A 25,970-nucleotide genomic window follows, 5' to 3' on the forward strand; every position below is an offset into this window, starting at 1 on the left:
CCGTCCGGCTTAGTTGAGGCGATCTTGCAGGTAACGCTGGTAGTCGGGAATGGCTATCTCCACTTCGCTGTCAAACAGCGAGGAGCCGATCAGGAAATCGGCGGTAGAACGGTTGGTGGCCACCGGGATGTTCCATACCGTCGCCAGGCGCAGCAAGGCCTTGACGTCCGGGTCGTGCGGTACCGCGTTGAGCGGATCCCAGAAGAAAATCATCATGTCTATCTTGCCTTCGGCGATCATGGCGCCAACCTGCTGGTCGCCGCCCATAGGCCCACTCATCATGCTTTGTACTGCAATGCCGCTGGCGCGCTGGATAAGATTGCCAGTAGTGCCGGTGGCATACAGCTGATGCTGCGCCAATAGCGTTTTATGAGTTTCTACCCATTGCAGCAGCGCCTGTTTACAGTGATCGTGTGCGACCAGGGCGATGTGCTTACGTTTCGCGATGGTGCGGGTGGTCATTTCCATGTTGAGATCCTTGATCTACGCAGAAGATGCGTAACAGATTACTGAAACTGTTTTTCACTGCCTAGCGTTTATCAACAAATTAGCCGTAAAGCTAATCGCGTCGGCAGTTCAGTTTGCATGTTGGTTGGCCCACTGCAAAAAGCGTCGCTGAGTTTCGCCGTCGGCCTGTTGGAACCAGTAGTGCAGCATGCGTTCCGAGACGTCTGACTCTTTAAGCGGGGCAAGTTGCTGCGGCACGCTCTGGGCGGCGGGGAGCGCCTGTTTACTGGTGCGTAAATGGACAAAGGCCGGCACCGATGCCGGACGACGCTGCGCGTTATAATCGGCGACGGTTTTTTCCAGCCGTTCATCGGAGATCTGCTCGTCGAGGCGCAATACATCCTTTCTTATCACCAAGGGTTTGCCGTTATTGTCGACCACCTGGTAGTTATGCAGCTTTTCGAAACGCTGTCCGTCACGCTGGTTGTCGATGCGTGGCAATTGAAATTCAACCGCGCTGACGTTTTGCGTACTGAACGCCACAATCAAGGGAGGAGAAGTGTAGAGCGCCTGGGGATGTGAACCATCGGTCAGCAGTCTGGTCACCTGGAACAGCAACTGATGCTGTCCGCCGTCCAGTTCCAGGCTGTCTGCGCCCTTCAGCAGTGAGCCGGTCATTTTTTTGCCGTCAACAACCAGCAGATCGATATCCGGAGAGAGTTTCAGGGTCGTAGCTACGGCGGACAGGCTCAGACAGGCGCTGAGTAGCCCCGTAACCATCAGACCAAATTTCATTGTTATCTCCTTATAATCAGTCATAGCTAATATTGTTGAGGAGCTGGCACAGTGTGTCAAAGTTTTTCCGTTCGGCGGCTGTATTTACATTTGGACATCTGTTTGCCGCTTTCGTCATGATCGGCGATTGCGTCGACAGGTGTTAAGACCACGATAATGCGGGTATCTTGCATTAACGCGCGTTTTGGCTGTTCGGTTACACTTGTCGTAGGGGTTTTATGGCGACTAACAGGAGGGTTTTATGCAAGATCGTGAAATAGCCGCGTTATTACAGCAGGTAAAAACCATCGCGTTGGTAGGCGCCAGCGACAAGCCGTCGCGGCCAAGCTACGGCGTAATGGCCTATTTGCTGTCGCAGGGGTATCAGGTTACGCCGGTCAGCCCAAAGCTGGCGGGACAAACCCTGCTGGGGCAGCCGGTGTACGCCAGTCTGGCGGATATTCCGCACGCTATCGATATGGTTGACGTGTTCCGCAATTCCGAGGCGGCCTATGGCGTCGCGCAGGAGGCCATTGCCATCGGCGCTAAAGCGCTGTGGTTGCAAATTGGCGTGATTAATCAGCAGGCGGCGGAGTTGGCGAACCAGGCCGGATTGACGGTGGTGATGGACCGTTGCCCGAAAATTGATATTCCACGCCTGGGGCTAGAAAAATAAAACAGGGCCTGGCGTAATATCAGGCCCTGATGCCGTTTCTCAGGTTTACTGTCAATTGCGCAGGCGAGGGGCCTGCAACTGATGGCGGATGGATTCCGCCAGCTCGTCCAACGAAGGTTGTTCAGGATGGGCGTCCTGCTCTTCGCCTGCCAGCTGTGCTTCCGCCAGATAGGTGTGAACCGGTTGTCCTTCTTCGTCCTCCATCACCACGTGATACCACGGAGCGAAGCGCAGCTCGTCATTCGCTGCTATCTCGTCGGCTTTAGGTTGTTCCAAAGAATATTCCGGGTCGATATCGATAACGACGCCCAAATACCCCAGCAGCTTATGACGAACCTGTTGCCCGATACCGAATTTGCTGGCAATCATGATGACCTCCTGAGAAACCGCGTTTTGCCCAATCTTTATCAAGATATGAGGGCAAAACCGCGTATTTCAAGTTACATCACCCGGCACGCAAACCCTTTCAGATACAGCCCCTCAGGGTAGGTGGCAATGACCGGATGATCGGCAGCCTGCCGGTACTGCTCTATAAATTGTACATCACAACCGGCGTCGACAGCGGCATCGGCCAGGATTTTCTGGAACAAATCGGTAGGCATCAGCCCCGAGCATGAGAAGCTCAGCAAGATGCCACCAGGGTTCAACAGCTGCAGTGCCAACATATTGATGTCTTTATAGCCACGGCAGGCGCTGGCCAACTGGTTTTTGTTTTCAACGAATTTCGGTGGATCCATTACGATCAGGTCGAATTTCTCGCCTTGCGCGCGGTAGTTGCGCAGCAGCTGGAATACGTCATCGCGGACAAATTCGGCTTTGCTGACGTCGAGCTTGTTCAGCTCCACGTTCTGTTTGGCAATATCCAGCGCTGCCTGCGAGGTATCCACACTGATAACCTGCTCGCAACCGCCCATCAGGGCCGCTACCGCAAAAGCACCGGTGTAGGAGAAGCAGTTGAGTACGCGGCGCCCGGCGGCAAAGTTGCGCGCGGCCAGGCGGCTGTCGCGCTGGTCAAGGTAAAAGCCGGTCTTGTGACCTTGCTGGATATCCACCAACAGTTGCATGCCATGTTCGCGGATCGGCAGCAGCGCCGGCGGCATATCGCCCAGCACCGGCCCTTGTGTCAGCGGCAGGCCCTCTTTTTTACGCACCGCTACATCCGAGCGATCGTAAATGGCGCATTGCGGGTAACACTGCTGCAGCGCAGAAAGCAGCGCCGCACGCTGGTATTCCGCACCGGCCGACAGCAATTGCAATACCAAAAAGTTCTGGAAACGGTCGATAGTAATACCCGGCATGCCATCGGACTCGCCGGCGATCAGGCGATAGCCATCCAATCCATCGCGTTTGGCGAGCCAGTCACGCCAGCGCTGTGCTTGCTGCAAGCGGCGCACAAAGAAGGCGATATCGATGTCTTCATCTTGCTGGAAGCTCCAGACGCGAGCGCGGATCTGCGATTCCGGTGAATAGGCACCGCGCGCCAACCATTTGCCCTGGCAGTCGTGAATGTCGATGGTTTCGCCAGAAAGCGGTTTTCCTTCAATGCGTTGAACAGCACCAGAAAAAACCCAGGGATGACGACGAAGCAAGGACTTTTCACGTCCTTTAGCGAGATATAAGCGCATGTTTACAGTACTTTCTATTCGAGAGGTTCAGGGGCCAGTGCGAGCATCAGCCGGAATAAGTGGCTCATGATAGCTGAATGTTGCCTCGTCCTCTACCGTTGATGATTGAGACCGCCGTTCGCCGCCGCTGCCAGGATGTTTTCAGGCTTTTCCGCATTGACAAAAAACCGCGTCTCGCCTGTTATTGAATACTTTATCAGAAAGTAAACTTTGTATTGGGATTGGGTTAAATGGCGAAAGCAAGAGATTTATCGTTCGATTTCCTGAAGGGAAGCTTGATACTTCTGGTTATTATTGGACACGTCTTGCCAGGGAGTGCTGACAGTGGGATCCGTGGAGCAATATATTTTTTCCATATGCCGTTATTTTTAGGTGTGACGGGGTATTTTGTTCGCCGCAAGTTTTTGGATGGCGGTTTGGTGAATATTTTAAAAAAGTATCAATGGCGTATGATTATGCCCTACCTGCTGGCATTTGCAGCATACAGTCTGTATGCGTTATTCACCGCTTGGCAGGGAGAAGGGGTAAGTATTAAAACGGTGCTTGGGTTGATTCTCTATCCCTATTATCACCTTTGGTATATTCCTGCCGTTATAATATTCGTCATTTATACGCTTATTGCCTATCGGAATAATACATTATTGACCCTGGTGCTGGTATTGTCGTCTTTGTTAGCCATTGGATGGTATTGCTATGCCGATCTGCTCGAAGCAAAGTATGGCATGCTGAAATTTATTGGCGATAAGCGATTCTACTATTATTACGCTTTCTTCCTGTTGGGTTATCTCATGGCTGACAGGAGTCTCTCGTTATCGGGGTGGCTAACGCTGCCGCTGGTGGTACTGGCCGGTGGTTTGAGCTATTACCTGGCCGACGCCACGCTCGCTGATGCCACTGCCTGGTTTGTCTTTAACGTGGCGTTGCTGTTCCTGCTGGTGGGCTGGTGTAAGCATATCAATATGCAATCAGAAAATCTGATAGTAAAAATGGGCCAGGTTTCGCTGCCAATTTATCTTTGGCACGTAATGCCTATTATTATCATGGGCATGGTATTTGATGCCAATTCTCCGCAGTTTTATATTGCCACTGTCACACTTATCGCTTTACTGATAGGGGTGTTTATCAAGCTACGCGGGAAAAGCCACTTTTTTGACTCTTATTTCTACGGAGAACGTCTTAACTGGAAAAGTAAGCTGCAATAAGACAATCTGCACTATTTACGGCTGAAGGGACTCGGCCGGTATTTATCTCCCCCGATGGTTTCCGTTGCCTCATTTCTATTATACTGTCCTTACCGTTAGCGGGTTAGGGAGAGTGTTATGACACAGGTTTGTATCGCCGCGTATGTCTATGGCGTAGTGCAGGGCGTGGGCTTCCGCTATAACACGCAGAGCAAGGCCAATGCGTTGGGGCTGACCGGCTATGCGCGCAATCTGGACGACGGTAGCGTCGAAGTGCTGGCCTGCGGTCAGCAGCAGCAAATTGATGCCCTGGTGGCTTGGTTGAAAGCCGGAGGCCCTCGTGGCGCGCGCGTTGAGCGCGTCCTGGTGGAGCCTCGAGGCGTTGAGGCATTTAACGGATTTGATATCCGTTATTAGCCTGTCAGATGCATTTTACCGGTTTGGGGAGACCGGCAATTTTGGTGGCCTGCTTGGCTGGCCCCTTGGGAAACAGTCGGTACAGATAGCGGCTGTTGCCTTTTTCTTCGCCGTATTTTTGCGCCATGGCCTTGACCAGCATACGGATCGCCGGTGAGGTATTAAATTCCTGATAAAAGGCACGCACAAAACGCACCACTTCCCAGTGGGCATCGGTCAGAACAATCTCTTCCTGTGCGGCCAACAGCGGCGCCAGGCTTTCATGCCAGTCGTCGCTGTTCTTCAAGTATCCTTGCGCGTCAGTGTCGATAACCTGACCTTCAAACTCCAACATACAGCCTCGATAATCGGTAATTCATCACGCTGCGCAGTTTAGCAAATTTTCGTCGCCATCAAAAACAAAGCCCCGCATAAGCGGGGCTGGAAAACGTTGTCGACTGAGGTTATCAGTTGCTGCGGGCGAAGCCCAGAATGCTCAACAGGCTGATGAACATATTGTACAGCGAAACATACAGGCCAACCGTTGCACGGATGTAGTTGGTTTCGCCGCCATGAATGATATTGCTGGTTTCCCACAAAATGGCGCTGGCAGAGAACAGGATAAACAGCGCGCTGATCGCCAGGTGCAGGGCAGGGATTTGCAGGAACAGGTTGGCTATCACTGCTACCAGCAGAACCACAAAGCCCGCCATCATCATGCCTGACAGGAACGACATGTCCTTACGCGTGGTCAGCACATAGGCAGAACAGCAGAAGAACACCAGGGCAGTACCACCCAACGCCAGCATGATCAGGTCACCGGCGCCGGCATTGAGGAACGAGCTAAGAATCGGTCCCAGGGTGTAACCCATAAAGCCGGTCAACGCAAACGCCGCCAGGATACCTGCCGGGCTGTTGGCCAGCTTGTGGGTCAGGAACATCAGGCCATAGAAGCCGACCAGCATCAACAGCAGACCCGGAGCCGGCAAGCCCAGCATGGTGCTGGCAGTGGCGGTCAACGCGGAGAAACCGAGCGTCAGCGACAGCAGGAAATAGGTATTGCGCAGCACTTTATGCGTGCTGAGCAACGAATCGCGCGAGGATGAGACGACAATGCGGTCCATAATGATCTCTCTTATCAGGTCATCACAAAATTAATCACGATGATAGGCAGCGCAAGCGTTTGATTAAAGTTTGTTTACCAATCTTTACCGTCAGTTATCATTGCTGCAACAACGCGCAAATTGCTGCTTTATTCAACGCCCGGCCGCCGCGTGCCGGTTTTTCGCGCGATCGCGTCGTGGCGGGCTTTACAAGCGAATCCACTGTGTTTATAGTGCGGCTCATTGCGGAGGGGTGGCCGAGTGGCTGAAGGCAACGGTCTTGAAAACCGTCGACGGGAAACCGTTCCAGAGTTCGAATCTCTGCTCCTCCGCCATAAAATTCAAACCCCGTGCTTCCTGGAAGCGCGGGGTTTTTCGTTTTTCTCACCCGCAGTCAGCGGGGGGTGACGATACGCTCTCCCTGCGCGTCGAGCAGGTGGGTCAATAACGCAGTGCCGTGCCGGTCGACGCGGAACTCGCCGTAGCGTGCCTTTGAGAAGCGTTCAGCCTGACCTTCCGGGAAGAAGTAACTCGAGGTGCCGATATGTACCGCGTTGGCGGCAAGGCGATATTGCATCAGTACTTGTCCGGGTTGCAGCGTCTGCTGTCGATAGAATGCGGCGTCTACGGCATGGTGCCTGGCATCCAGTCTCACCACGATCTTGCCACTGCTGGCGGGAGGTGGGCAGTTATCCTGCGCACGACAGGTTTGACGCTGCTGGCAGATCTGCTGTTGCAACTGACGGCTCAGCGCGTAGTCCAGCGCCATATAATCACCTTGCATCAATGAGCGCGGGTCTACCGGCGCCAGCGCCAGGATCACCACCGTGCCCTGTTTCAGCGTCTGTTGTCGTTGATAAATTGCCTGATTAACGCCGGCCAGACTCAGTAATACCACCCCCATAAACAGCCATTTCAGCCGCTTATTCATGTGCATGACAGCCTCCAGACGTCGGTGGTAACGTTTTACGCACCACCGCCAGCAGCGCCAACAGCACGAGTCCGCTGACGACCAGCAGCAGTGATTTTTGCAGCAAGCTGATGCCAAGAAAATAGTACCAGTCGATCAGATATAACAACAGGAAGGCCGCGGCAGCGACCAATGATACATGGCGTCCCTGATAACGAGCCAGCAATAGCAGCGCCAGCCCTAGGCCGATGCCCGGCGCAAAAACGGCGATCGAACCACAGATAACGGCGGCCGGCAGCAGAATCGGCGTAGCCGGCGCAGCGGTTTTTACCGCATACCGCCAGGCTGCCGCGATCAGGCCGATGGCGATGCCGATACCCAGCATCATCGGCAGGTTGGCCTTGCTGGCGTTGCGCCAGAAGATAACGTCGAACATGTCGGCGTGAACGCTGGCAAGGCACGACAGCGCCAGCCCTGCCGGGATGCCGTAGCCCAGCGCGCCGATCATGCCGTGGCCGGCAACTGCCGGATATCGTTGCTGTCGATGCAGCACGGACAGCCAGCCGAACGTGACCGTGGCGCTTATTGCCAGCATCAACGCCGCGCTGGCGCTGGATGACCAATGGTGCTCGGCAAGGTAGGCGCCTGGCAACAGCAGGATCAGCGTTGAGACAGCACTGGCCATAAACCGATAGCTGCGATCGGGCATCAGCCACGCCATTCCGCCCAGCACCGGCAGCAACCACAGCGCGCGGCTGATATCGGCCGGCAGCCAGCGTGTTTCATCCAACATGTAAATGCCGACAGATAAACCGCAGCTGGCGGCGATGGCCCACGCCAGGCCGATCTGCCGTGTGCCGATACCGGGTTTGCGTAACAGCACGGCGGCAGGAATGGCAATCAACAGCGAAAACAGCATCAGCGACCCGCCGTCCAGCGAATCCAGTAAGCCACTGACGTAAAGCAGCAGCGCCAATAGTAATAATATGATCATTGCCGCCAGCCAGCCGCTGATGGCCAGCGCGATATGCAGGTACCACGGTAGCCTGTCCGACGGATTGCAGCGCATCAGCTGTTCGCTTTGCGCCGTGGTCAGCCATTGCCGCTGACGTAACGGTGCCAGTAGCTCGTCCCACTGATGGTGCGTTACGCCCGATAGGGCGGATTGAGACAGCGCTCGTCGCCAACGTAGCAACAGCGCTCCGCAGGCCAGCAGCCACAGCGCCATCAGTGCGCACATCGCGAATAACGGCCCGACCTCCCATGCCCGAGCCACCAGACGATAAATCAACGCACAGCCGACCAGCATCAGGCTGGTTACGCCCAACGTCAGCATGCAGAGATCGGCCGCGCGCTGGCGATAATAGGCATATCCACCCAACAGTAGCAGCCCCCACAGCGCGGCCGTCAATGCGGCAGAGGCGACGAAGCGCCAGTCGGCAATCGCCTCAATCAACCGCAGCGTCAGGATCAGCAACACATATCCTGCCATCATCCACGACAGCCATCGGCGCGCTAGCCAGGAAGACGGCCGCGCACGAGCCGCCAACGCTTCACGCACGATCAGGCATAGCGATTGCACCAGCAGATAGCCGAGCAGCACGCTGTCGCCGTTGGCCCACCACGGGGGGGCCACGACATTTGCCGCCCAACTGGCGTAGTACAGTTGGAATGCCAGACTGGCTACCGCCCAGGCACACAGCCACAGGCCATTCTGGCGGCCAATCAGCGCCAGCGGCAACAACACGCACGCCCAGGTGAAGAACAGTTGCCAAGCGTCGGCGCCGGTTTGATAAACCTGGCCGTATAGCGCGAATAAACCACCGAAGCTTAATCCCACCGCCAGTAGCGCGCTGCGCGCGACGGCATCGTACCATCGTTGCCAAACTATCGTCGCCAGCGCCAGGATCAGCAGTTCAATCATCGCGAACCTGGCAAATACCGGCATGGCCTGCCAGTTGCTGGCGATAAAAAACACGCTGCCGGCTACCAGCGCCAGCAATCCCAATAGCGCCAGTGCCAGGGTGAGAAAGCTTCGCCAACCGGCGAGATCGGGCCGTACGTTACAGTACGCAAGGATGTGCTGATAGTTAGTGGGGGACAGCCGGGCGCTGGCCGGCGAGGTTGTCAGCAACGCCGGCAGGCTACGGCACAGCTGTTCCGCAGCCATGGTTGGCATGACTCGATGATGATGCGACGGGGGCATATTGACTTCCTTGCCGAGATGACGTTAAGCCTAGAGTAGCTCAGTGATACGTTTTATCGTAACACGGCATGGGCTAAATACGTCGGCGACGGCGTATCCTTACGCTGTCGATCGCGACCGTGGCGATACTGTTATTGATGCGGGATCGTTATGTCTGCGCTGATGCGTGCGCCATCGGCGTCAAATACCAGGCACTGTGCGGCGTCAAACCCGAGCTGCACTTTCTGGTACGGCAGAAAATGTGCATCGCCGGGCAACAGTATCTTGAAACCATCATGCCCGTGGCATTGCCCAAACAGATAGGTGTTATTACCGAGCCGCTCAACCACTTCGCAATGAAAATCCAGTCGCAACGGCGCATCGCCGGCGGTAGAGAGGTGTTCCGGGCGAATGCCGAGCGTTAGTGCATCGCCGGACTGCAACTGCCGGGTAGACAATGCCAGCGTCAGCGTGCTGCCGTGCTCAATGGCGACGGTCAGCGCTTCCGGCGACCAGTTGACCACCGTCACCGGCAAAAAATTCATCTTTGGCGAGCCGATAAAACCGGCGACGAAGCGGTTGATCGGGTTGTAGTACAACGCCATTGGCGTACCCATTTGTTCCACCTTACCGTAATTCATCACCACGATCTTATCGGCGAGGGTCATCGCTTCAACCTGATCGTGGGTGACATACACCATGGTAGTTTTCAATTCCTGATGCAGTTTGGCAATGTGCAGGCGCATATCGACGCGCAGCTCGGCATCCAGATTGGACAGGGGTTCATCGAACATAAAGACCTTGGGGTTGCGCACAATGGCGCGGCCGATGGCGGTGCGCTGACGCTGACCGCCGGAAAGCTGTTTAGGTTTACGATCCAGCAAATGCGACAGCTGCAGCGTTTTTGCCACCATTTCGACCTGATGGCGGATCTGCTCTTTTGGCATTCCGTTGACTTTCAGCCCGTAACCCATGTTTTCGGCGACCGTCATATGCGGGTATAGCGCATAGGATTGAAACACCATCGCCACGCCGCGATGGGCGGGCGCCACGTCGTTGACCCGCTGGTCACCAATCAGCACCTCGCCCTCGCTGATATCCTCCAAGCCGGCGATCATGCGCAGCAGGGTGGATTTGCCACAGCCCGATGGGCCAACAAACACGGCGAATTCGCCGCCTTCAATATCTAGGTTGATATTTTGCAGCGTCACCGCGTTGCCAAAGCGTTTGGTGACATTCCTCAGTCTTATGCTGGACATCTGTCGATCCTTAGAAAGTTATCAGTGAACGCGTCGCCGGCATCGGCCATTTTTTGTTTGTTGTATTACGTATAACAAAAAAATCAAACTCGGCGAAAAGGGCTCGAAAGGCTTGAAATGACTATAACTGCGCGTTATCCCATGCCCTATCCCGCTGTTTCATTTCTGCAATCACGATCACAGATTGGCGATATTTGTATCGTGTTATCCGTGACATAAGCGTAGCGTATAACATCGAGAAAGGACGAGGAGGTACTCTGTATTAGTGCAGATACAGCAAGGATCATATCCTGCTCGCACAAGGTTAAATCAAACGTAAAAATAAAAAATGTAATACCTTCACAAAGGGGCGTGGAATGAAAAGACATACCATGGGTGCACTGATTCTGCTGGCGCTGACCAGCCAATATGCCGGTTTTGCCGCAGCGGCCACCGGACAGCAACTGACGGTCTGGGAAGACATCAAGAAATCCGCCGGCATCAAGCAGGCGATCGGCGATTTTGAAAAACAGTACAACGTCAAAATCAATCTGCAGGAAATGCCCTATGCCCAGCAAATTGAAAAACTGCGGCTGGACGGGCCGGCTGGCATCGGACCTGATGTGCTGGTGATCCCCAACGATCAGTTGGGCGCCGCGGTGGTGCAGGGGCTGTTAACGCCGCTGAAGGTGGATCAGGCCAAGGTCGAAGCATTCACCAAGCCGGCAATCGCCGCCTTTACCATGGATAACACGCTGTACGGCTTGCCGAAGGCGGTGGAAACGCTAGTGCTGATTTACAACAAGGATCTACTGCCGCAGCCGTTGGCCACCCTGGACGACTACCATGATTTTTCCAAACGGCAACGGGCGGCGAACCAATACGGTCTGCTGGCCAAGTTTGACCAGATGTATTACAGCTGGGGCGTGATGGCTGCGATGGGCGGCTATATCTTTGGCCATAGCCAGAACGGCAGCGTGAATCCGCTCGACATTGGTCTCAATGCACCCGGCAGCATTGCCGCCGTCAATACGTTAAAAAAATTCTATGCCGATGGCCTGTTCCCAACCGGCATTATTGGCGATAGCGGCCTGAACGCCATTGACTCGTTATTTACCGAGCGCAAAGCCGCGGCAGTGATCAACGGTCCATGGGCGTTTCAGCCTTACGCCGATGCCGGTATCAACTATGGCGTAGCACCGCTGCCGAAGCTGGCCAACGGCAAGCCGATGAACGCCTTCCTGGGAGTGAAAGGTTACGTCATTTCCACCTGGAGCAAAGATCGCGCGTTAGCGCAGAAATTCATTGAATTTATCAACCAGCCTGAATATGTAAAAACCCGTTACCAGGCCACCAAAGAAATCCCGCCGCTGGTGGCGATGATTGACGATCCGCTGATTAAAAATGATGAACGGGCCAGTGCGGTGGCGATACAGGCCAGCGAAGCGACCGCCATGCCGGGGGTGCCGGAAATGCAGGAAGTCTGGGGGCCGGCCAATGCCGCGCTGGAGCTGAGCATGACCGGCAAGCAGCCGCCGGAAGCGGCGCTCAATGACGCGGTCAAGCAGATCAAAATGCAAATTGAGGCGATGCAGGCCAGCAATCAGTAACCATCTCATCTGGACGGGGGTACGTTCCCGTTAAATGAAGGAGCAGTGTGTGATTATCACTCCCAGCGAAAAACTAGCCGCAGACAAGGGCCGCAGCCACCATGCGCTGGCCGGCCTGCTGCTGGCCCTGATACCCGGTTTTGGTCAGTTCTATCACCGGCAGTGGGCGAAAGGGCTGATTTTCCTGATTTTGCTGAGCAGTTTTATTGGCGTATTTGATGATTTTCTTGCCGAAGGCTTATGGGGACTTTATACGTTAGGCGAACAGGTGCCGCGCGACAACTCGATATTCCTGCTGGCGGAAGGCATCATCAGCGTGTTGATCCTCGGCTTTGGGCTGGCGCTGTACCTGCTGTCGCTGCGTGACGCCTGGCTTAACGGCAAAAGGCGCGACGCAGGCCAGGCGCTTAACGGCGTGCGTCAGCAATACCGCATATTGCTGAGCGAAGGTTTCCCGTACCTGATGATTACCCCAGGGTTCATCCTGTTGGTGTTTGTGGTGATTTTCCCGATCCTGTTCGGTTTTTCGATCGCCTTCACCAATTACAACCTCTATCACACGCCGCCGGCCAAGCTGGTGGATTGGGTCGGGTTTAAAAACTTCGTCAATATTTTTACCCTGTCGATCTGGCGATCGACCTTCCTCGACGTGCTGCAATGGACGGTGGTCTGGACGCTGCTGGCCACCACGCTGCAATGCACCGTCGGCGTACTGTTGGCGATCCTGGTGAATCAGAAGGATTTACGCTTCAAACCGCTGATCCGCACCATTTTCATTCTGCCATGGGCGGTGCCGGGCTTTGTCACCATTCTGGTATTTGCCGGTATGTTCAATGATTCGTTTGGGGTGATTAACAATGCGATCCTGGCGTTCTTCGGCATTGCGCCAAAGGCGTGGATGACCGATCCGTTCTGGACCAAAACCGCGTTGATCCTGATGCAGACCTGGCTGGGGTTCCCGTTTGTGTTCGCCATGACCACCGGCGTGCTACAGGCGATCCCGGACGATCTGTACGAAGCGGCGACGATGGATGGTGCCAGCACCCTGACCAAGCTGCGCACCATTACGCTGCCGTTAGTGCTGTATTCGATAGCGCCGATCATCATCACCCAATACACCTTCAATTTTAACAATTTCAATATTATCTATCTGTTCAATAACGGCGGGCCGGCGGTAGCGGGTTCCAACGCCGGTGGAACCGATATTCTGGTGTCGTGGATCTACAAGCTGACGATGTCTTCCTCGCAGTATGCCATCGCCGCCACCATCACCATTCTGCTGTCGATTTTTGTGGTGGGGCTGGCACTGTGGCAGTTCCGCGCCACCAAATCGTTCAAAAACGACGACATGGCGTAAGGGGATCCTATGGCAACCTCAAAAAGCATCAAGCAAGAAAAATGGCTGCGGCTGTCGCTGTCCTGGTTGTTGATCGTCATGGTGTCGATCGTCATCATCTATCCGCTGATCTGGACCATTGGTGCATCGCTCAATGCCGGTAACAGCCTGCTTAGCAGCGCCATTATTCCGGAAAATCTGTCGTTCCAGCACTACGCCGATCTTTTCAACGGTAAGGTCAACTATCTGACCTGGTATTGGAATTCGATGAAGATCAGCTTTCTGACCATGGTATTGACGCTGATAAGCGTCAGCTTCACCGCCTACGCCTTTTCGCGCTTTCGCTTTAAAGGCCGTCAAAACGGCCTGATGCTGTTCCTGTTGCTGCAAATGATCCCGCAGTTTTCGGCGCTGATCGCCATTTTTGTGCTGTCGCAACTGCTGGGATTGATCAATAGCCACCTGGCGCTGGTGCTGATTTATGTGGCGGGCATGATCCCGATGAATACCTATCTGATGAAGGGCTATCTGGACGCCATTCCCAGGGATCTGGATGAGTCGGCGCGGATGGATGGTGCCGGCAATTTTCGCATTTTCATCGAAATCATCATGCCGCTCTCCAAACCGATTCTGGCGGTGGTGGCGCTGTTTTCGTTTACCGGCCCGCTGGGCGACTTCATTTTGTCGAGCACTATCTTGCGTACGCCGGATCAGTACACGCTGCCGATTGGCCTGTACAACCTGGTAGCGCAGAAGATGGGTGCCAGTTACACCACCTACGCGGCGGGCGCGGTGCTGATTGCGGTCCCGGTCGCCATCTTGTACCTGGCCCTGCAAAAGTACTTTGTCTCCGGCCTGACCTCGGGCAGCACCAAAGGATAATGCAATGCGAACCATCAAACCGTTGTTTTTAAGCATCAGTCTGGCGCTGGCGTTAGCCTCGCCAGGGGTATCAGCGGCGGATAGCGTCGTCATCAAGCCGTTGCTGAATGCGCCGTCTGACTTTATCAAGGGCGCTGATATTTCCACCCTGCAAGACGTGGAGCGGCATGGCGGCGTTTTTTATAACGAACACCATGTGCAGCAGGATCCCTTGGCGATTTTGAAGCATAACGGCGTCAATTACATACGTTTGCGTTTATGGGTTGATCCCAGTGATGGCGCCGGCCAGCGCTACGGCGGCGGCGATAACGATCTGGCCACCACGCTGGCACTGGCCAAGCGCGCCAAGGCACAGGGCATGAAAGTGCTACTGGATTTTCACTACAGCGATTTTTGGACCGATCCGGGCAAGCAGTTCAAGCCGAAAGCCTGGAATAGCATGACCTATACGCAGTTGACTACGGCGATCCACGACTACACGCGCGACACCATCGCCAGCTTTAAGCAGCAAGGTGTACTGCCGGACATGGTCCAGATCGGCAATGAAATCAACGGCGGCATACTGTGGCCGGAAGGAAAGAGCTGGGGGCAGAACGGCGGCGAATTTGATCGGTTGGCCGGTTTGCTGAACGCCGCCATCGCCGGGTTGCGGGAAAATCTCGATTCGCCGTCGCAGGTCAAAATCATGCTGCATCTGGCGGAAGGCACCAAGAATGACACCTTCCGCTGGTGGTTCGACGAGATAACCCGGCGCCAGGTACCGTTCGATGTGATTGGTCTGTCGATGTACACCTATTGGGATGGCCCGATCGCCACGCTGCAAAACAATATGAACGACATCAGCCAACGCTATGGCAAAGATGTGATCGTGGTGGAAGCCGCCTACGGTTATTCGTTGGAAAACTGTGATGATACCGAAAACAGCTTTTCTGCCAAGGAAGCCCAGGCGGGCGGTTATCCGGCAACGGTCCAGGGGCAGGCAGATTATATTCGCGATCTGATGCAAGGCGTTATTAACGTGCCCAACGGACGGGGGAAAGGCATATTTTATTGGGAACCTACCTGGATTGCAGTGCCTGGTGCCGGTTGGGCGACGCCGGTCGGTATGAAATATATCGGCGAATCAGGTAAGGACGGTAATGCCCGAGAGAATCAGGCGTTATTTGATTGCCAGGGTAAAGTTTTGCCTTCAATAAAAGCATTTAATTAATTGCGCGTATTTCGTTAATACCTTGGGTGGTTAATTTTAAGGAATCATGATGAACAAATTTCCTCCTTTGAATGCAAGGGCGCCCGGCCTATTGCATGGGGCAGACTATAACCCGGAGCAGTGGATTAATTATCCGGGAATGCTGGATAAAGACATTGAAATGATGAAGCAGGCACACTGCAACGTGATGTCGGTGGGTATTTTCAGCTGGGCGATGCTGGAGCCGGTAGAGGGAGAATATCAGTTCGCCTGGCTGGATGAGGTGATTGAACGGCTGTATGCACAGGGAATTTATGTTTATCTGGCGACGCCAAGCGGCGCGCGACCGGCGTGGCTGTCACAAAAATATCCGCAAGTGCTGCGCGTCGGGCGCGATCGGGTGCCAGCGCTGCACGGTGGCCGGCACAATCATTGCCTGTCCTCGCCGGTGTATCGCCGCAAAGTGAACGAAATCAACCGTCAACTGGCGCAGCGTTATGCCGACCATCCGGCGGTGATCGGCTGGCACATTTCCAACGAATACAGCGGTGACTGCCATTGCAACCGCTGCCAGAGCCAGTTCCGTGTCTGGCTGCAACAGCGCTACCAGACGCTGGAAAAGTTGAACCAGGCCTGGTGGAGCACCTTCTGGAGCCACACTTACAGCGATTGGTCACAGATTGAATCGCCGGCGCCGCAGGGAGAAGTGTCGATCCACGGATTGAACCTTGACTGGCGGCGCTTTTGCACCGCGCAGGCCACCGATTTTTGCGCGCAGGAGATCGTGCCGCTGAAGGCCGCCAACCCGTCACTGCCTGCCACCACCAATTTCATGGAATATTTCTACGACTACGATTATTGGCAGTTGGCGCAGGCGATCGACTTTATCTCCTGGGACAGTTACCCAATGTGGCATAACCAGGAGGACGAAAGCGATCTGGCCTGCTATACCGCCATGTACCACGATCTGATGCGCACGCTAAAACAGGGCAAACCATTTGTGCTGATGGAATCCACGCCCAGCGTCACCAACTGGCAGCCCACCAGCAAGCTGAAAAAACCGGGGATGCACATTCTGTCGTCATTGCAGGCGGTGGCGCACGGCGCGGACTCGATACAGTATTTCCAATGGCGGAAAAGCCGCGGCTCGGTGGAAAAATTCCACGGCGCGGTGATCGACCACTCTGGTCGACTGGATACCCGCGTGGGGCAGGAGGTTTGCGAGCTGGGCCGTCTGCTGGCCGCCATGGCGCCAGTCGCCGGCAGCCGCGTAGAAGCGCAGGTGGCGGTGATATTCGATTGGGAAAACCGCTGGGCGCTGGATGACGCGCAGGGGCCGCGCAACAGCGGCATGCATTATGAGCGCACGGTCGCCGAGCATTATCGGCCGTTTTGGGAACAGGGCATTGCGGTGGATATCATCAATGCCGACTGCGATCTGTCCAGTTATAAATTGGTGATTGCGCCCATGCTGTACATGGTGCGTGACGGCTTCGCCGAACGGGCGGAAGCCTTTGTCAGCCAAGGGGGACAACTGGTGGTCACCTATTGGAGCGGCGTGGTCAACGACAGCGACCTGTGTCACCTCGGCGGCTTCCCCGGACCGTTGCGTAACGTGCTCGGCATCTGGGCGGAGGAAATAGACTGCCTGACCGATGAGGAAACCAACAGCGTGCGCGGCGTACCGGGCAATGCGCTGGGGTTGCAAGGCAGCTATCAGGCTCGTCATTTGTGCGAGCTGATTACGCTGGAAGGCGCCAGCGCGCTGGCGGTGTACGGCAGCGATTTTTATGCCGGTCGCCCGGCGCTGACGGTCAACAGCTTTGGCAACGGCAAGGCGTGGTACGTCGCTTCACGCAACGATGCGGCATTCCAGCGCGATTTCTTTGGCAAGATCATCGCCGAACTGGCGCTGCCCCGTGCGCTGGAAACCGTGCTGCCGCAAGGGGTGACGGCGCATCGGCGCAGCGACGGCGAGAGTGAGTTCATCATCGTGCAAAACTACAGCGATCGCGCCAAGAGCGTAACGCTGCCGGCGATATACCAGGATATGTCGGACGGGGAAACGCTGCAGGGTGAGCTGCCGCTGGGGCCATGGGGCTGCCGCGTTATTACCCGTCGGTTGGATTAAGCGATTACCGCAGCGCCCGTTCATTTGAACGGGCGTTTTTTTATGTGTGTTTGCAGGAGATAACGATGGTCAGCTTGAAAGCCTTTATTCACTATTTCTCTCACCCGCCAAAACCGGCGGCAGTCAATAATGTTGATGACGACTATTTGGCGACGCTGATGCGCTGTCTTGGCGGTAGGGATAATATTGTTCACGTCGATGCCTGTATTACCCGTTTGCGGGTTAAGCTCAGGCAATTATCCGCGCTGGATAGCGAAGGGTTACAGCAGGCAGGAGCGCTGGGGGTGATTATTATCGGCCAGGAGGTACACGCTATTTTCGGCAAGCAGTCAGACAATCTGCGACAATTATTGGAACAGCGATTCGCGGTAAAGCATGCGAATTAAAAAAACGTGGATAACCGCCAATAACGGTTATCCACGGCTGACATTAACCGGAGAGCATCGTCAAAAATAGAGATGAGGGTAGGACTAAAACAGGTCATATCGTTTAACAGAAACGGCTTACCACCAGGCTTCAACCTGAACGCCGAAATTCCAGGTATCGCTTGCCGTACCATCCTGGAAGGATTTGCCCTGTTCGGAATCATTCATATAAGAAGCAAACACCCGCAGTTCCGGCCGCGACATGAAGTCCGGCCCATCCGCCAGTCCCAGCGCCACGGTGTATTTTTCACCCCCCTGTTTGTAGTGGCTACCGTCCTTGTTGTCATCTTTCTGATAAAAGCCGCCGACTTCGCCAATGGCGCGAACATAATCGGTGAACTGATACTGCGCGCGACCAACCAGCGAAATCAGGCGGCTTTTATCGATATATTCGCTGATGTCATTGGCTGAGCCCCAGGTCAGAACGTGATTGAGGGAGAACTTGTCGGTAATCGGGATCAGCCCGGTATTGATGACGCGATAGCCGGTGGCGTCGTCGGTTTTGTTCCAAACGTCATACCAGCCACCGCCCTGGGAAATCATGTTTTGCGCCAGTCCCTTGGTGGCGTACTGCAACACCGTTTTGTTGTAGCCGCCCAGCATGTCCTGGCTTATCTCGCCGGTCAGCATCACGCCGTTTTCCGCGTCGTACAGGCCGCCATACTGCTTTTGCTTGTTGGTCGGGTTCGGCATGGCGTAATCAATGCCAAACTCGGTCCAGGCACCGGCCCACGGTTTCCAGCCGGCATAGCGCAGATCGAGGTAATTGATGTTGAGATCGTTGTCGTTATCTACCCGATAGTCCACGTCGTTGCCATCGCCGCGGATCCAGGCGACGGAGACGGCACCTGGCCCGAAGCTGAGGTTTTCCACCCCGGCACCGGCGCCGGAAATGTTCCAGTATTTGGTATCGATGATGTGCAGGTCATGACGTTGGTAGTAACGTTTTCCGCCCCAGATCACCGCATTCGGATCGCCGGGGATCAGCCCCTTGATCTGCACGTTCAGCTGGCGTAGGCCAAATTCGGCATCGTCGTTCAACGTGCTTTCATTGTCATTGGAACCGTCGGAAACCATGCTGACCATGCTGTTGACATAAAAACTGACGTCGTTCTTTTTATACACTTCGGCGCCCAGCTCGATCTCGCCGTAGGTGTCAGATTCATTGCCAAGACGGCCAACCTTGTTCTTTTGCCACTCCTCCAGACCACCATCGCGAGAAACGCCAACCCCTGATCGTAAATAGCCATGAAAATCAATGGCAAAAACGGCAGGAGCGGTGAGTGCCATCGCCAACGCCACGGAAACGCTACGCAGTTTTGTGTTCATGTATGCCTCTTTATATTTTTGTAATACGTTCACATAATCGAGGCTATAAAATGACTAATTGTAAAAACGTACAATTGAATAATTAATTTATTGTGATTTAGTGCAAACAAAACAGCGGGATTTGTTACGATAAGTGAGTGCGATCACTGATTGCCATAATGTGAACGAATAACTTTCATGGTGTTTTTGTTGACTGTGACAGGGGTAACTGTGTCGAAGGTGAATAGCCTGTTACAATCATCGCAGAGCAACCGTAGGGAATTGATGATGAAGTCCAAAAGCACGACGTTAGAGGATGTCGCCCGCCATGCCGGCGTGTCTTACCAAACCGTTTCCAGGGTATTGAACAAGTCGGCCAACGTATCTGAAGCCACGCGCCGCAAGGTTGAGCATGCCATCGAAGCGTTGCGCTACGTCCCCAATCGGCTGGCGCAACAACTGGTCGGCAAGCAGAGCCGTACGCTAGGACTGGTGACCATTTCGCTGGCGTTGCACGCGCCTTCGCAGATTGCTGCGGCGGTCAAGCGTTACGCCAATGCCGAGGGCTACCAGGTGTTGATCTCGATGATCGATGAGAACGTCAATCATGAAGTGCAGGATGCGATCAACGAACTCAAGTCGCAGCGGGTTGAGAAGGTTATCATCAACGTGCCGCTGGAAACCGCAGCGGCAGAAAAGATCGCCGCTGATAACGATGACATCATTTGTCTGTTTCTTGACGTCGATCCTTACAGCTCGGTGTTTAACATCTCGTTCAATCCTGCCGACGGTACCCGCGCCAGCGTTAAATACCTGTATGAAATCGGCCATCGGGATATCGCGCTGCTGGCCGGGCCGCAGCACTCTATTTCCGCCAACCTGAGGTTGAAGAACTGGCTGGAGGCCTTACAGGATTACGCTCTGCAACCGGTCACTGTGCTGCATGGTAATTGGGACGCGCAGAGCGGTTACGCTGGCGCGCTGCAAATGATGCGCGAAACGCCGCAATTTTCAGCGGTATTGGTGGCCAACGATCAGATGGCGCTCGGGGTGCTAAGCGCTTTTCATCAGAACCAGCTGTCGATCCCAGGGCAAAAATCGGTGATTGGCTATGATGACGCCTATGAGAGCGCCTTCTTCCACCCGGCGTTGACCACGGTATCACTGGATCTGGATTTACAGGGCAGGGAGGCGGTGCGGCGGATCCTCAGCGCCAGCGACGACGAAATGCAGCGTTCTTCTTCCATTTTGCCGGCCAAACTGGTTATTCGCCAGTCCAGCGGGCCGAAGGAACGCTGTAAGCAAGACCTGCAGCAGATTGCCGACCAGTTGCGGCAGCTTGCCCACCAGCTTAGCCAGTGATTTTCGCTTGCCCCAGACCGAACGTCGGGGCAGCATTTCCCCGCAAATATCTCATCGCTAAACGGCAAAAACACGCCACTCTCACATAAATAGATACAACGATTCATTATAATCAAAACCTCGTTTTATAAAAATGGAGAGGTAGATCGTCGCCATCTTTCCGTCACTGCCACCCGGTGTGGCGTGCTGGCAAAAATGGCAAGGTTTTGCTGCGCTCATCTCCCTATTTTACCGGTAGGTTCCATAGCACCACGGGACGTTTCCCGTCATGTGGCCATGAGGATGACAGCAATGAATACTCGCCAGATAGGGCTGAAAAACTATCTTGCCTACGGCTCGGGGGATTTTCTGGGGGCGGGAACCACCGCGCTGACTGCGGCCTGGCTGCTGTACTTTTACACCACCTTTTGCGGGCTCAGTCCGATCGAAGCGACGTTTATTTTCGCCATGGCCAGAGTGCTGGATGCGCTGGTCAGCCCGTTGATGGGCTACCTGACCGACCATTTTGGCTCGACCTGGCTCGGCAGGCGCTTCGGCCGCCGCAAATTCTTCATTCTGCTCGGCATACCGCTGGTATTCAGTTATAGCCTGATGTGGGTTGGCGATATGAGCTATGGCTATTATCTGCTGACCTACCTGTTTTTTGACGTGGTATACACCTCGATTCTGGTGCCTTATGAAACGCTGGTGCCGGAAATGACCGATGATTTCAAACAAAAAACCAAGTTCTCTGGCGCGCGCATTGCGTTGGCGCAGCTTTCCGCCATCCTGGCCGCGTTCCTGCCGGGTATGCTGCTGAGCTATTTTGGTAAAGACAATCCGATCTCGTTCTTCTATGCCAGCCTGGTGTTTTCAGTGATCTGTGCGCTGGTATTGACGCTGGTCTACTGTTTCACCTGGGAGCGGCCGCCAGAGAAGAAATCTGCCGCAGCGCTGGAAGCCGAGCGGCAGAAACTGACGCTGTGGCAGAGTCTGCGTCGGCTGGGCATTGAACTGAGCTCCACCTTGCGCATTCGCATTTTTCGCCAGCATCTCGGCATGTATCTTGGCGGCTATATCGCACAGGACGTGTTCAACGCGGTGTTTACCTATTACGTGGTGTTCGTGCTGATGCAAAGCGCTTCGGTGGCCTCCAATCTGATGGGCACCATGGCCATCATGCAGTTTATTGCCGTCATTGCCATGATCCCTCTGTGCATTCGCTTTGGCCCGGCGCCCAGCTACCGCATGGTAGTGGTGCTGTTCGGCCTGAGCGCCATGTCGTATGCGCTGTTGTACTACGCCAATCTCAACGACGTGTTCTCGCTGTTGCTGCTGGTGTCGGCCCTCGCCGGTCTTGGGCGCGGCGGTATCAACTATGTACCATGGAATATTTACACCTACATCGCCGACGTTGACGAAGCGATCACCGGTCAACGCCGCGAGGGCATTTTTGCCGGCATTATGACGCTGTCGCGCAAAGCGTCCCAGGCCGGGGCGGTGATGCTGGTGGGTATCATGCTGCAATATTCCGGCTTTGTTTCCGGTCATAGCGTCCAGCGGCCGGAGGTGAGTCACACCATTTTAATGGTGCTGTGTTTTGGCACCGTGCTGGTGTTGAGCATCGGTTTCCTGATTTCCCTGCGCTTTAAACTGAATCTGGACACCCACCGGGTGTTACGCGAGGAAACGGTAAAAATGCGTGTTGCCGGCGACGTGGTACCGGAAAACATTAGCCCGCCGGCGCGCGAGATTATCGAGACGCTGGCGGGGATGCCTTACGAGTCGCTGTGGGGCAACAACAACATTGGCTATCTCAACCGCAACAAGCCGGCTGCCGCAGCGCTGCCGTCACGGCCCAGTGCGCGTGGCGTCGCCGGCTTGACTCACTACAAGTAATGATGATTTTGAGGATTACGTTATGTTGGTCTATCCCGTAAAACACAGTCCGTTATTGCGCCAGCCTGAGCGTTTCATCAGCCGTGATACGCTGCATGCGCTGATCGGTCGCCTGGTGGATAATCTGGTAAACATCACCGATGTGGACGGCGAATTCTTGCTGCGGCTGGATGATGGTCGGGTGATTGATACCAAAGGTTGGGCCGGGTGGGAGTGGACACACGGCGTTGGTCTCTACGGTATCCTCCAGTACTATCAACAGACCGGTGACGATAAAATGCGTGCCATTATTGACGACTGGTTCAGCGCACGCTTTGCCGAAGGGACGCCGACCAAAAACGTCAACACCGTCTGTCCGTTCCTGACCTTGGCCTACCGCTACGAAGAAACCGGTGATTCGCGCTGGTTACCGTATCTGGAGCGCTGGGCTGAATGGGCAATGTACGAAATGCCGCGCACCGAACGCGGCGGCATGCAGCATGTGACGCTGGCGGAGGAAAATCATCAGCAACTGTGGGACGACACGCTGATGATGACGGTGCTGCCGTTGGCTAAAATCGGTCGCTTGCTGAACCGCCCGGCGTATATCGAAGAAGCCAAGTATCAGTTTCTGATCCACACCCAGCATCTGATGGAGCGGGAAACCGGGCTGTGGTTCCATGGCTGGACCTTCGACGGCAAACACAACTTCGCCAAGGCGCGTTGGGCGCGCGGCAACAGCTGGCTGACCATCGTTATCCCCGAATTCCTCGACCTGCTGGATTTGCCGGAACATGACGCGACGCGTCGTTTCCTGCTGCAGGTGTTGCAGGATCAGGTGGCGGCGCTGGCCAGCTGTCAGCATGACAGCGGTTTATGGCATACGCTGCTTGACGATCCGCATTCATATCTGGAGGCCTCGGCCACCGCCGGCTTCGCGTTCGGCATGCTGAAGGCGGTACGTAAACGTTATATTGGCGAGCAGTATGCCGAGGTGGCGGCCAAGGCGGTAAAAGGCGTCATTGAACAGATCAATGGCGAAGGGGAGCTGTTGCAGGTGTCGTTCGGCACCGCAATGGGCAAGGATTTGGCGTACTATCGTCAGGTGCCGCTGACCTCGATGCCATACGGCCAGGCGATGGCGATCCTGTGCCTGAGTGAATATCTGCGCGTTTACCTGTAACCACCGCTGCTTGAACCACGTGCGCCGAACGGCGCGCGTGGGTTTATCCAACGCTTTCAATTCTGTGATCGTTCTCATCCGCATCTGCTGAATTCTGCCAGCGTCATATATCTCCCGGCACTCAACCGAAGGTCAGCGTTGACCAGACTTCCTAGACTCGCGTTTTATCTGCGGCCCTACGGTTCCGGGTTGCGCCGCGTGACAATAGACAAAGGAAGACAGGATGAATAACGCGATTTGGTTGGGAATACTCTGGCATCTGGTTGGCGCCGCCAGCGCCGCATGTTTTTACGCGCCGTTCAAACAGGTCAAACGCTGGTCCTGGGAAACCATGTGGTCGATCGGCGGACTGGTGTCCTGGCTGATCCTGCCGTGGAGCATCAGCTATTGGCTGCTGCCGGACTTTTGGCACTATTACGGCTCCTTCAGCGCGGCGACGCTGTTGCCGGTGTTTCTCTTTGGCGCCATGTGGGGCATCGGCAACGTCAATTACGGTCTGACGATGCGCTACCTCGGCATGTCGATGGGCATTGGTATCGCCATCGGTATTACGCTGATCGTCGGCACCTTGATGACGCCGCTATTGCAAGGGCGTTTCATGCTGCTGTTCGGTACGCCTGGCGGATTGCTGACGTTGCTGGGGGTGCTGGTGGCGTTGATTGGTGTCGGCGTGGTCAGTTATGCCGGTCTGTTGAAAGAACGGGCGCTCGGCATTCGCGCCGAAGAGTTCAACTTGAAGAAAGGCCTGGTGCTGGCGGTGATGTGCGGTATTTTCTCGGCCGGCATGTCGTTCGCCATGGACGCCGCCAAGCCGATGCATCATGCCGCGGCGGCGGTCGGCATCAGTCCGCTGTATGTAGCGTTGCCGAGCTACGTGGTGATCATGGGCGGCGGGGCGGTGATCAACCTCGGTTATTGCCTGGTGCGCCTGGCGTGCAAAAAAACGCTGTCGCTGCGGGCTGATTTCTCGTTGGCCAAACCGTTGCTGCTGGTCAACCTGCTGCTTTCTGCCCTGGGCGGCCTGATGTGGTATCTGCAATTCTTTTTCTACGCCTGGGGACATGCGCGCATTCCGGCGCAGTATGACTATATGAGCTGGATGCTGCATATGAGTTTCTATGTGCTGTGTGGCGGCATTGTCGGTCTGCTGCTGAAAGAGTGGCGCGCCGCCGGCAACAAACCGCTGCGGGTGCTGGTGCTGGGGGGATTGATCATCATTCTGGCTGCCAATATCGTCGGGTTGGGCATGGCGTACTGAAGCGAGCGCCGCCAGCGTGACGGGTTACCTTGGGCAGACGCCTGCGGCGATAAACTGCTGGCGATATTCCCTTGGAGTCATACCGGCTTCGCGGGCGAACACTACCGAAAAGTAATTGCTGTCTTCAAAACCGCAGCGCGCGGCGACTTCGCCGATCAGGTAGTCGCTGCGTCGCAGCAGGCGCTTGGCCTGACACAGCCGTAGCTGACGCAGATAGTGGCTGATGGTCATGCCGGTTTGCTGGCGGAACAGCAGCTTCAGCGCCCGCTCGGTCAACTGGTGGCGTGCGCAAAATGCCGCCAGGTCGAAATGATCCTCAATGCCATTTTGCAGCGCCGCCATCAGCAAATCCAGCTGCTCGCCATCCGGCAACAGATAGGCGTCGTCTACCGCGTAGCGATAACGCTTCAGGACGATGGCCAGTTGCAGCAACAGCGCTTCGGTGAGCTGAATCGATAGCGTATCGGTTTTGCGACTCTCCTGCGAAAGCTGGGCGACGATCGGCCGCGCCAGATTCATGCCCTGGGTGGTCAACCGCCAGTAGCGCGCATTTTGCGGGTCAAACGGCGGCAGCAGGTGGTCCCACTGTGCGCCGAAGCGCAGCCGTTCCGGACAATAGATAATGTTATCCAGCACCAGATCGTTCACCGATTCATAGCTGTGGCAGTCGCTGGCCTGAATGTAAAAGATGTCGCCGCAGGTAATGCGATAGGGATGATCGTTCAGCACGTGCAGGCCGTTGCCGCGCCAGACGATGACGATTTCATAGAACTGATGGGTGTGCGGCGCGAACCCTTGCTGCGGGTAACGTTCCGCCACCGCCACCGGCATTTGCGGCGATATCAGATAATCACGGCTTTCAAGCAGCAGGGGTCGCATGATTCAGCGTTCTCA

24 protein-coding genes and 1 tRNA gene are annotated in these 25,970 nt (G+C 55.3%); 14 read left to right on the forward strand and 11 right to left on the reverse strand.

Annotation, left to right across the window (positions count from 1 at the left end; translation table 11 throughout):
• Positions 1 to 9: 9 nt before the first annotated feature.
• Positions 10 to 468, reverse strand: coding sequence for a methylglyoxal synthase (locus tag AC2AXP_RS04045; protein WP_004964668.1), 459 nt, complete (start codon positions 466 to 468; stop codon positions 10 to 12).
• 108 nt (positions 469 to 576) lie between these two features.
• Complete coding sequence (locus AC2AXP_RS04050) at positions 577 to 1,242, reverse strand: DUF2057 family protein (protein WP_039992240.1); 666 nt, start codon at positions 1,240 to 1,242, stop codon at positions 577 to 579.
• 241 nt (positions 1,243 to 1,483) lie between these two features.
• Between AC2AXP_RS04050 and AC2AXP_RS04055 the strand changes: the two genes are divergently transcribed.
• Entirely contained in the window at positions 1,484 to 1,897 is a 414-nt protein-coding gene (locus AC2AXP_RS04055) for a CoA-binding protein (RefSeq protein ID WP_088499660.1), read from the forward strand.
• 51 nt (positions 1,898 to 1,948) lie between these two features.
• On the opposite strand, the gene hspQ is transcribed toward AC2AXP_RS04055, so the two are convergent.
• Positions 1,949 to 2,266: a heat shock protein HspQ gene (hspQ, locus tag AC2AXP_RS04060; RefSeq protein WP_039992239.1), complete on the reverse strand. Its 318-nt coding sequence runs from the start codon at positions 2,264 to 2,266 to the stop codon at positions 1,949 to 1,951.
• Between the two features lie 71 nt (positions 2,267 to 2,337).
• Positions 2,338 to 3,522, reverse strand: a complete 1,185-nt coding sequence (rlmI, locus tag AC2AXP_RS04065; RefSeq protein WP_004964650.1) for a 23S rRNA (cytosine(1962)-C(5))-methyltransferase RlmI — start codon at positions 3,520 to 3,522, stop codon at positions 2,338 to 2,340.
• A 230-nt stretch (positions 3,523 to 3,752) separates the two neighbouring features.
• Here rlmI and AC2AXP_RS04070 point away from each other — a divergent pair, with 230 nt between their 5' ends.
• Both AC2AXP_RS04070 and yccX read left to right on the forward strand, forming a co-directional pair.
• Positions 3,753 to 4,724, forward strand: coding sequence for an acyltransferase family protein (locus AC2AXP_RS04070; RefSeq protein ID WP_004964647.1), 972 nt, complete (start codon positions 3,753 to 3,755; stop codon positions 4,722 to 4,724).
• Between the two features lie 117 nt (positions 4,725 to 4,841).
• On the forward strand, positions 4,842 to 5,120 hold the full coding sequence (gene yccX / locus AC2AXP_RS04075) for an acylphosphatase (protein ID WP_449145148.1): 279 nt from the start codon (positions 4,842 to 4,844) through the stop codon (positions 5,118 to 5,120).
• Positions 5,121 to 5,124: 4 nt separating this feature from the next.
• Here yccX and tusE read toward each other — a convergent pair whose 3' ends face one another.
• Positions 5,125 to 5,454, reverse strand: coding sequence for a sulfurtransferase TusE (tusE, locus tag AC2AXP_RS04080; RefSeq protein WP_004964640.1), 330 nt, complete (start codon positions 5,452 to 5,454; stop codon positions 5,125 to 5,127).
• 112 nt (positions 5,455 to 5,566) lie between these two features.
• The gene (yccA, locus tag AC2AXP_RS04085; RefSeq protein WP_484381427.1) at positions 5,567 to 6,223 is read right to left on the reverse strand and encodes an FtsH protease modulator YccA; all 657 of its coding nucleotides are present in this window, start codon (positions 6,221 to 6,223) and stop codon (positions 5,567 to 5,569) included.
• Positions 6,224 to 6,449: 226 nt separating this feature from the next.
• Between yccA and AC2AXP_RS04090 the strand changes: the two genes are divergently transcribed.
• Positions 6,450 to 6,537 (forward strand) — tRNA-Ser (locus tag AC2AXP_RS04090).
• A gap of 59 nt (positions 6,538 to 6,596) precedes the next feature.
• Here the strand turns inward: AC2AXP_RS04090 and AC2AXP_RS04095 are convergent.
• The 3 genes from AC2AXP_RS04095 to AC2AXP_RS04105 form a co-directional block, all read right to left on the reverse strand.
• On the reverse strand, positions 6,597 to 7,139 hold the full coding sequence (locus AC2AXP_RS04095; RefSeq protein WP_484381428.1) for a GDYXXLXY domain-containing protein: 543 nt from the start codon (positions 7,137 to 7,139) through the stop codon (positions 6,597 to 6,599).
• On the reverse strand, positions 7,126 to 9,318 hold the full coding sequence (locus tag AC2AXP_RS04100) for a DUF4401 domain-containing protein (RefSeq protein WP_484381429.1): 2,193 nt from the start codon (positions 9,316 to 9,318) through the stop codon (positions 7,126 to 7,128). The genes AC2AXP_RS04095 and AC2AXP_RS04100 overlap by 14 nt, the downstream gene beginning before the upstream one ends.
• 131 nt (positions 9,319 to 9,449) lie before the next feature.
• Positions 9,450 to 10,556, reverse strand: a complete 1,107-nt coding sequence (locus AC2AXP_RS04105; protein WP_198772730.1) for an ABC transporter ATP-binding protein — start codon at positions 10,554 to 10,556, stop codon at positions 9,450 to 9,452.
• Positions 10,557 to 10,912: 356 nt separating this feature from the next.
• Here AC2AXP_RS04105 and AC2AXP_RS04110 point away from each other — a divergent pair, with 356 nt between their 5' ends.
• From AC2AXP_RS04110 to AC2AXP_RS04135, 6 genes are all read left to right on the forward strand, one after another.
• Positions 10,913 to 12,145 carry an extracellular solute-binding protein gene (locus AC2AXP_RS04110; protein WP_039992237.1) on the forward strand — a complete coding sequence of 411 codons (1,233 nt, stop codon included), beginning with the start codon at positions 10,913 to 10,915 and terminating at the stop codon, positions 12,143 to 12,145.
• Between the two features lie 49 nt (positions 12,146 to 12,194).
• On the forward strand, positions 12,195 to 13,502 hold the full coding sequence (locus AC2AXP_RS04115; RefSeq protein ID WP_039992235.1) for a carbohydrate ABC transporter permease: 1,308 nt from the start codon (positions 12,195 to 12,197) through the stop codon (positions 13,500 to 13,502).
• A 9-nt stretch (positions 13,503 to 13,511) separates the two neighbouring features.
• On the forward strand, positions 13,512 to 14,363 hold the full coding sequence (locus tag AC2AXP_RS04120; protein WP_004964618.1) for a sugar ABC transporter permease: 852 nt from the start codon (positions 13,512 to 13,514) through the stop codon (positions 14,361 to 14,363).
• Positions 14,364 to 14,367: 4 nt separating this feature from the next.
• The gene (locus tag AC2AXP_RS04125) at positions 14,368 to 15,573 is read left to right on the forward strand and encodes a glycoside hydrolase family 53 protein (protein ID WP_004964615.1); all 1,206 of its coding nucleotides are present in this window, start codon (positions 14,368 to 14,370) and stop codon (positions 15,571 to 15,573) included.
• Positions 15,574 to 15,622: 49 nt separating this feature from the next.
• A complete protein-coding gene (locus AC2AXP_RS04130) occupies positions 15,623 to 17,683 on the forward strand; it encodes a beta-galactosidase (RefSeq protein ID WP_039992234.1) in 2,061 nt (686 codons plus the stop codon).
• Positions 17,684 to 17,748: 65 nt separating this feature from the next.
• Positions 17,749 to 18,069, forward strand: a complete 321-nt coding sequence (locus tag AC2AXP_RS04135) for a PTS sugar transporter subunit IIB (protein WP_449145152.1) — start codon at positions 17,749 to 17,751, stop codon at positions 18,067 to 18,069.
• Between the two features lie 117 nt (positions 18,070 to 18,186).
• Here AC2AXP_RS04135 and AC2AXP_RS04140 read toward each other — a convergent pair whose 3' ends face one another.
• Positions 18,187 to 19,437 carry a maltoporin gene (locus AC2AXP_RS04140; RefSeq protein WP_004964608.1) on the reverse strand — a complete coding sequence of 417 codons (1,251 nt, stop codon included), beginning with the start codon at positions 19,435 to 19,437 and terminating at the stop codon, positions 18,187 to 18,189.
• 267 nt (positions 19,438 to 19,704) lie between these two features.
• Between AC2AXP_RS04140 and AC2AXP_RS04145 the strand changes: the two genes are divergently transcribed.
• From AC2AXP_RS04145 to rhaT, 4 genes are all read left to right on the forward strand, one after another.
• Positions 19,705 to 20,778, forward strand: a complete 1,074-nt coding sequence (locus AC2AXP_RS04145) for a LacI family DNA-binding transcriptional regulator (RefSeq protein ID WP_449145161.1) — start codon at positions 19,705 to 19,707, stop codon at positions 20,776 to 20,778.
• A 291-nt stretch (positions 20,779 to 21,069) separates the two neighbouring features.
• Positions 21,070 to 22,656, forward strand: coding sequence for an MFS transporter (locus AC2AXP_RS04150; protein ID WP_039992232.1), 1,587 nt, complete (start codon positions 21,070 to 21,072; stop codon positions 22,654 to 22,656).
• 22 nt (positions 22,657 to 22,678) lie between these two features.
• The gene (gene bglB, locus AC2AXP_RS04155) at positions 22,679 to 23,818 is read left to right on the forward strand and encodes a beta-galactosidase BglB (protein ID WP_004964597.1); all 1,140 of its coding nucleotides are present in this window, start codon (positions 22,679 to 22,681) and stop codon (positions 23,816 to 23,818) included.
• 223 nt (positions 23,819 to 24,041) lie between these two features.
• Positions 24,042 to 25,076 (forward strand): L-rhamnose/proton symporter RhaT, encoded by a 1,035-nt coding sequence (gene rhaT, locus AC2AXP_RS04160; RefSeq protein ID WP_198772724.1) that lies wholly within the window; start codon positions 24,042 to 24,044, stop codon positions 25,074 to 25,076.
• A 24-nt stretch (positions 25,077 to 25,100) separates the two neighbouring features.
• Here the strand turns inward: rhaT and rhaR are convergent, their stop codons facing one another.
• Positions 25,101 to 25,958, reverse strand: coding sequence for an HTH-type transcriptional activator RhaR (rhaR, locus tag AC2AXP_RS04165; RefSeq protein WP_039992231.1), 858 nt, complete (start codon positions 25,956 to 25,958; stop codon positions 25,101 to 25,103).
• Positions 25,959 to 25,970: the final 12 nt, after the last annotated feature.

It is taken from the genome of Serratia sp. Sp408, from assembly GCF_057180665.1.

Excerpts from the sequence above, each read along its gene's own strand:
- AC2AXP_RS04100 (WP_484381429.1), bottom strand. The coding sequence starts at position 9,318 with ATGCCCCCGTCGCATCATCATCGAGTCATGCCAACCATGGCTGCGGAA.
- AC2AXP_RS04095 (WP_484381428.1), bottom strand. The coding sequence starts at position 7,139 with ATGCACATGAATAAGCGGCTGAAATGGCTGTTTATGGGGGTGGTATTA.
- AC2AXP_RS04050 (WP_039992240.1), bottom strand. The coding sequence starts at position 1,242 with ATGAAATTTGGTCTGATGGTTACGGGGCTACTCAGCGCCTGTCTGAGC.
- rlmI (WP_004964650.1), bottom strand. The coding sequence starts at position 3,522 with ATGCGCTTATATCTCGCTAAAGGACGTGAAAAGTCCTTGCTTCGTCGT.
- AC2AXP_RS04150 (WP_039992232.1), top strand. The coding sequence starts at position 21,070 with ATGAATACTCGCCAGATAGGGCTGAAAAACTATCTTGCCTACGGCTCG.
- AC2AXP_RS04045 (WP_004964668.1), bottom strand. The coding sequence starts at position 468 with ATGGAAATGACCACCCGCACCATCGCGAAACGTAAGCACATCGCCCTG.
- rhaT (WP_198772724.1), top strand. The coding sequence starts at position 24,042 with ATGAATAACGCGATTTGGTTGGGAATACTCTGGCATCTGGTTGGCGCC.
- AC2AXP_RS04120 (WP_004964618.1), top strand. The coding sequence starts at position 13,512 with ATGGCAACCTCAAAAAGCATCAAGCAAGAAAAATGGCTGCGGCTGTCG.
- AC2AXP_RS04130 (WP_039992234.1), top strand. The coding sequence starts at position 15,623 with ATGAACAAATTTCCTCCTTTGAATGCAAGGGCGCCCGGCCTATTGCAT.
- hspQ (WP_039992239.1), bottom strand. The coding sequence starts at position 2,266 with ATGATTGCCAGCAAATTCGGTATCGGGCAACAGGTTCGTCATAAGCTG.
- AC2AXP_RS04135 (WP_449145152.1), top strand. The coding sequence starts at position 17,749 with ATGGTCAGCTTGAAAGCCTTTATTCACTATTTCTCTCACCCGCCAAAA.
- AC2AXP_RS04125 (WP_004964615.1), top strand. The coding sequence starts at position 14,368 with ATGCGAACCATCAAACCGTTGTTTTTAAGCATCAGTCTGGCGCTGGCG.
- AC2AXP_RS04145 (WP_449145161.1), top strand. The coding sequence starts at position 19,705 with ATGAAGTCCAAAAGCACGACGTTAGAGGATGTCGCCCGCCATGCCGGC.
- yccX (WP_449145148.1), top strand. The coding sequence starts at position 4,842 with ATGACACAGGTTTGTATCGCCGCGTATGTCTATGGCGTAGTGCAGGGC.
- AC2AXP_RS04070 (WP_004964647.1), top strand. The coding sequence starts at position 3,753 with ATGGCGAAAGCAAGAGATTTATCGTTCGATTTCCTGAAGGGAAGCTTG.
- yccA (WP_484381427.1), bottom strand. The coding sequence starts at position 6,223 with ATGGACCGCATTGTCGTCTCATCCTCGCGCGATTCGTTGCTCAGCACG.
- tusE (WP_004964640.1), bottom strand. The coding sequence starts at position 5,454 with ATGTTGGAGTTTGAAGGTCAGGTTATCGACACTGACGCGCAAGGATAC.
- AC2AXP_RS04105 (WP_198772730.1), bottom strand. The coding sequence starts at position 10,556 with ATGTCCAGCATAAGACTGAGGAATGTCACCAAACGCTTTGGCAACGCG.
- AC2AXP_RS04110 (WP_039992237.1), top strand. The coding sequence starts at position 10,913 with ATGAAAAGACATACCATGGGTGCACTGATTCTGCTGGCGCTGACCAGC.
- AC2AXP_RS04055 (WP_088499660.1), top strand. The coding sequence starts at position 1,484 with ATGCAAGATCGTGAAATAGCCGCGTTATTACAGCAGGTAAAAACCATC.
- bglB (WP_004964597.1), top strand. The coding sequence starts at position 22,679 with ATGTTGGTCTATCCCGTAAAACACAGTCCGTTATTGCGCCAGCCTGAG.
- AC2AXP_RS04140 (WP_004964608.1), bottom strand. The coding sequence starts at position 19,437 with ATGAACACAAAACTGCGTAGCGTTTCCGTGGCGTTGGCGATGGCACTC.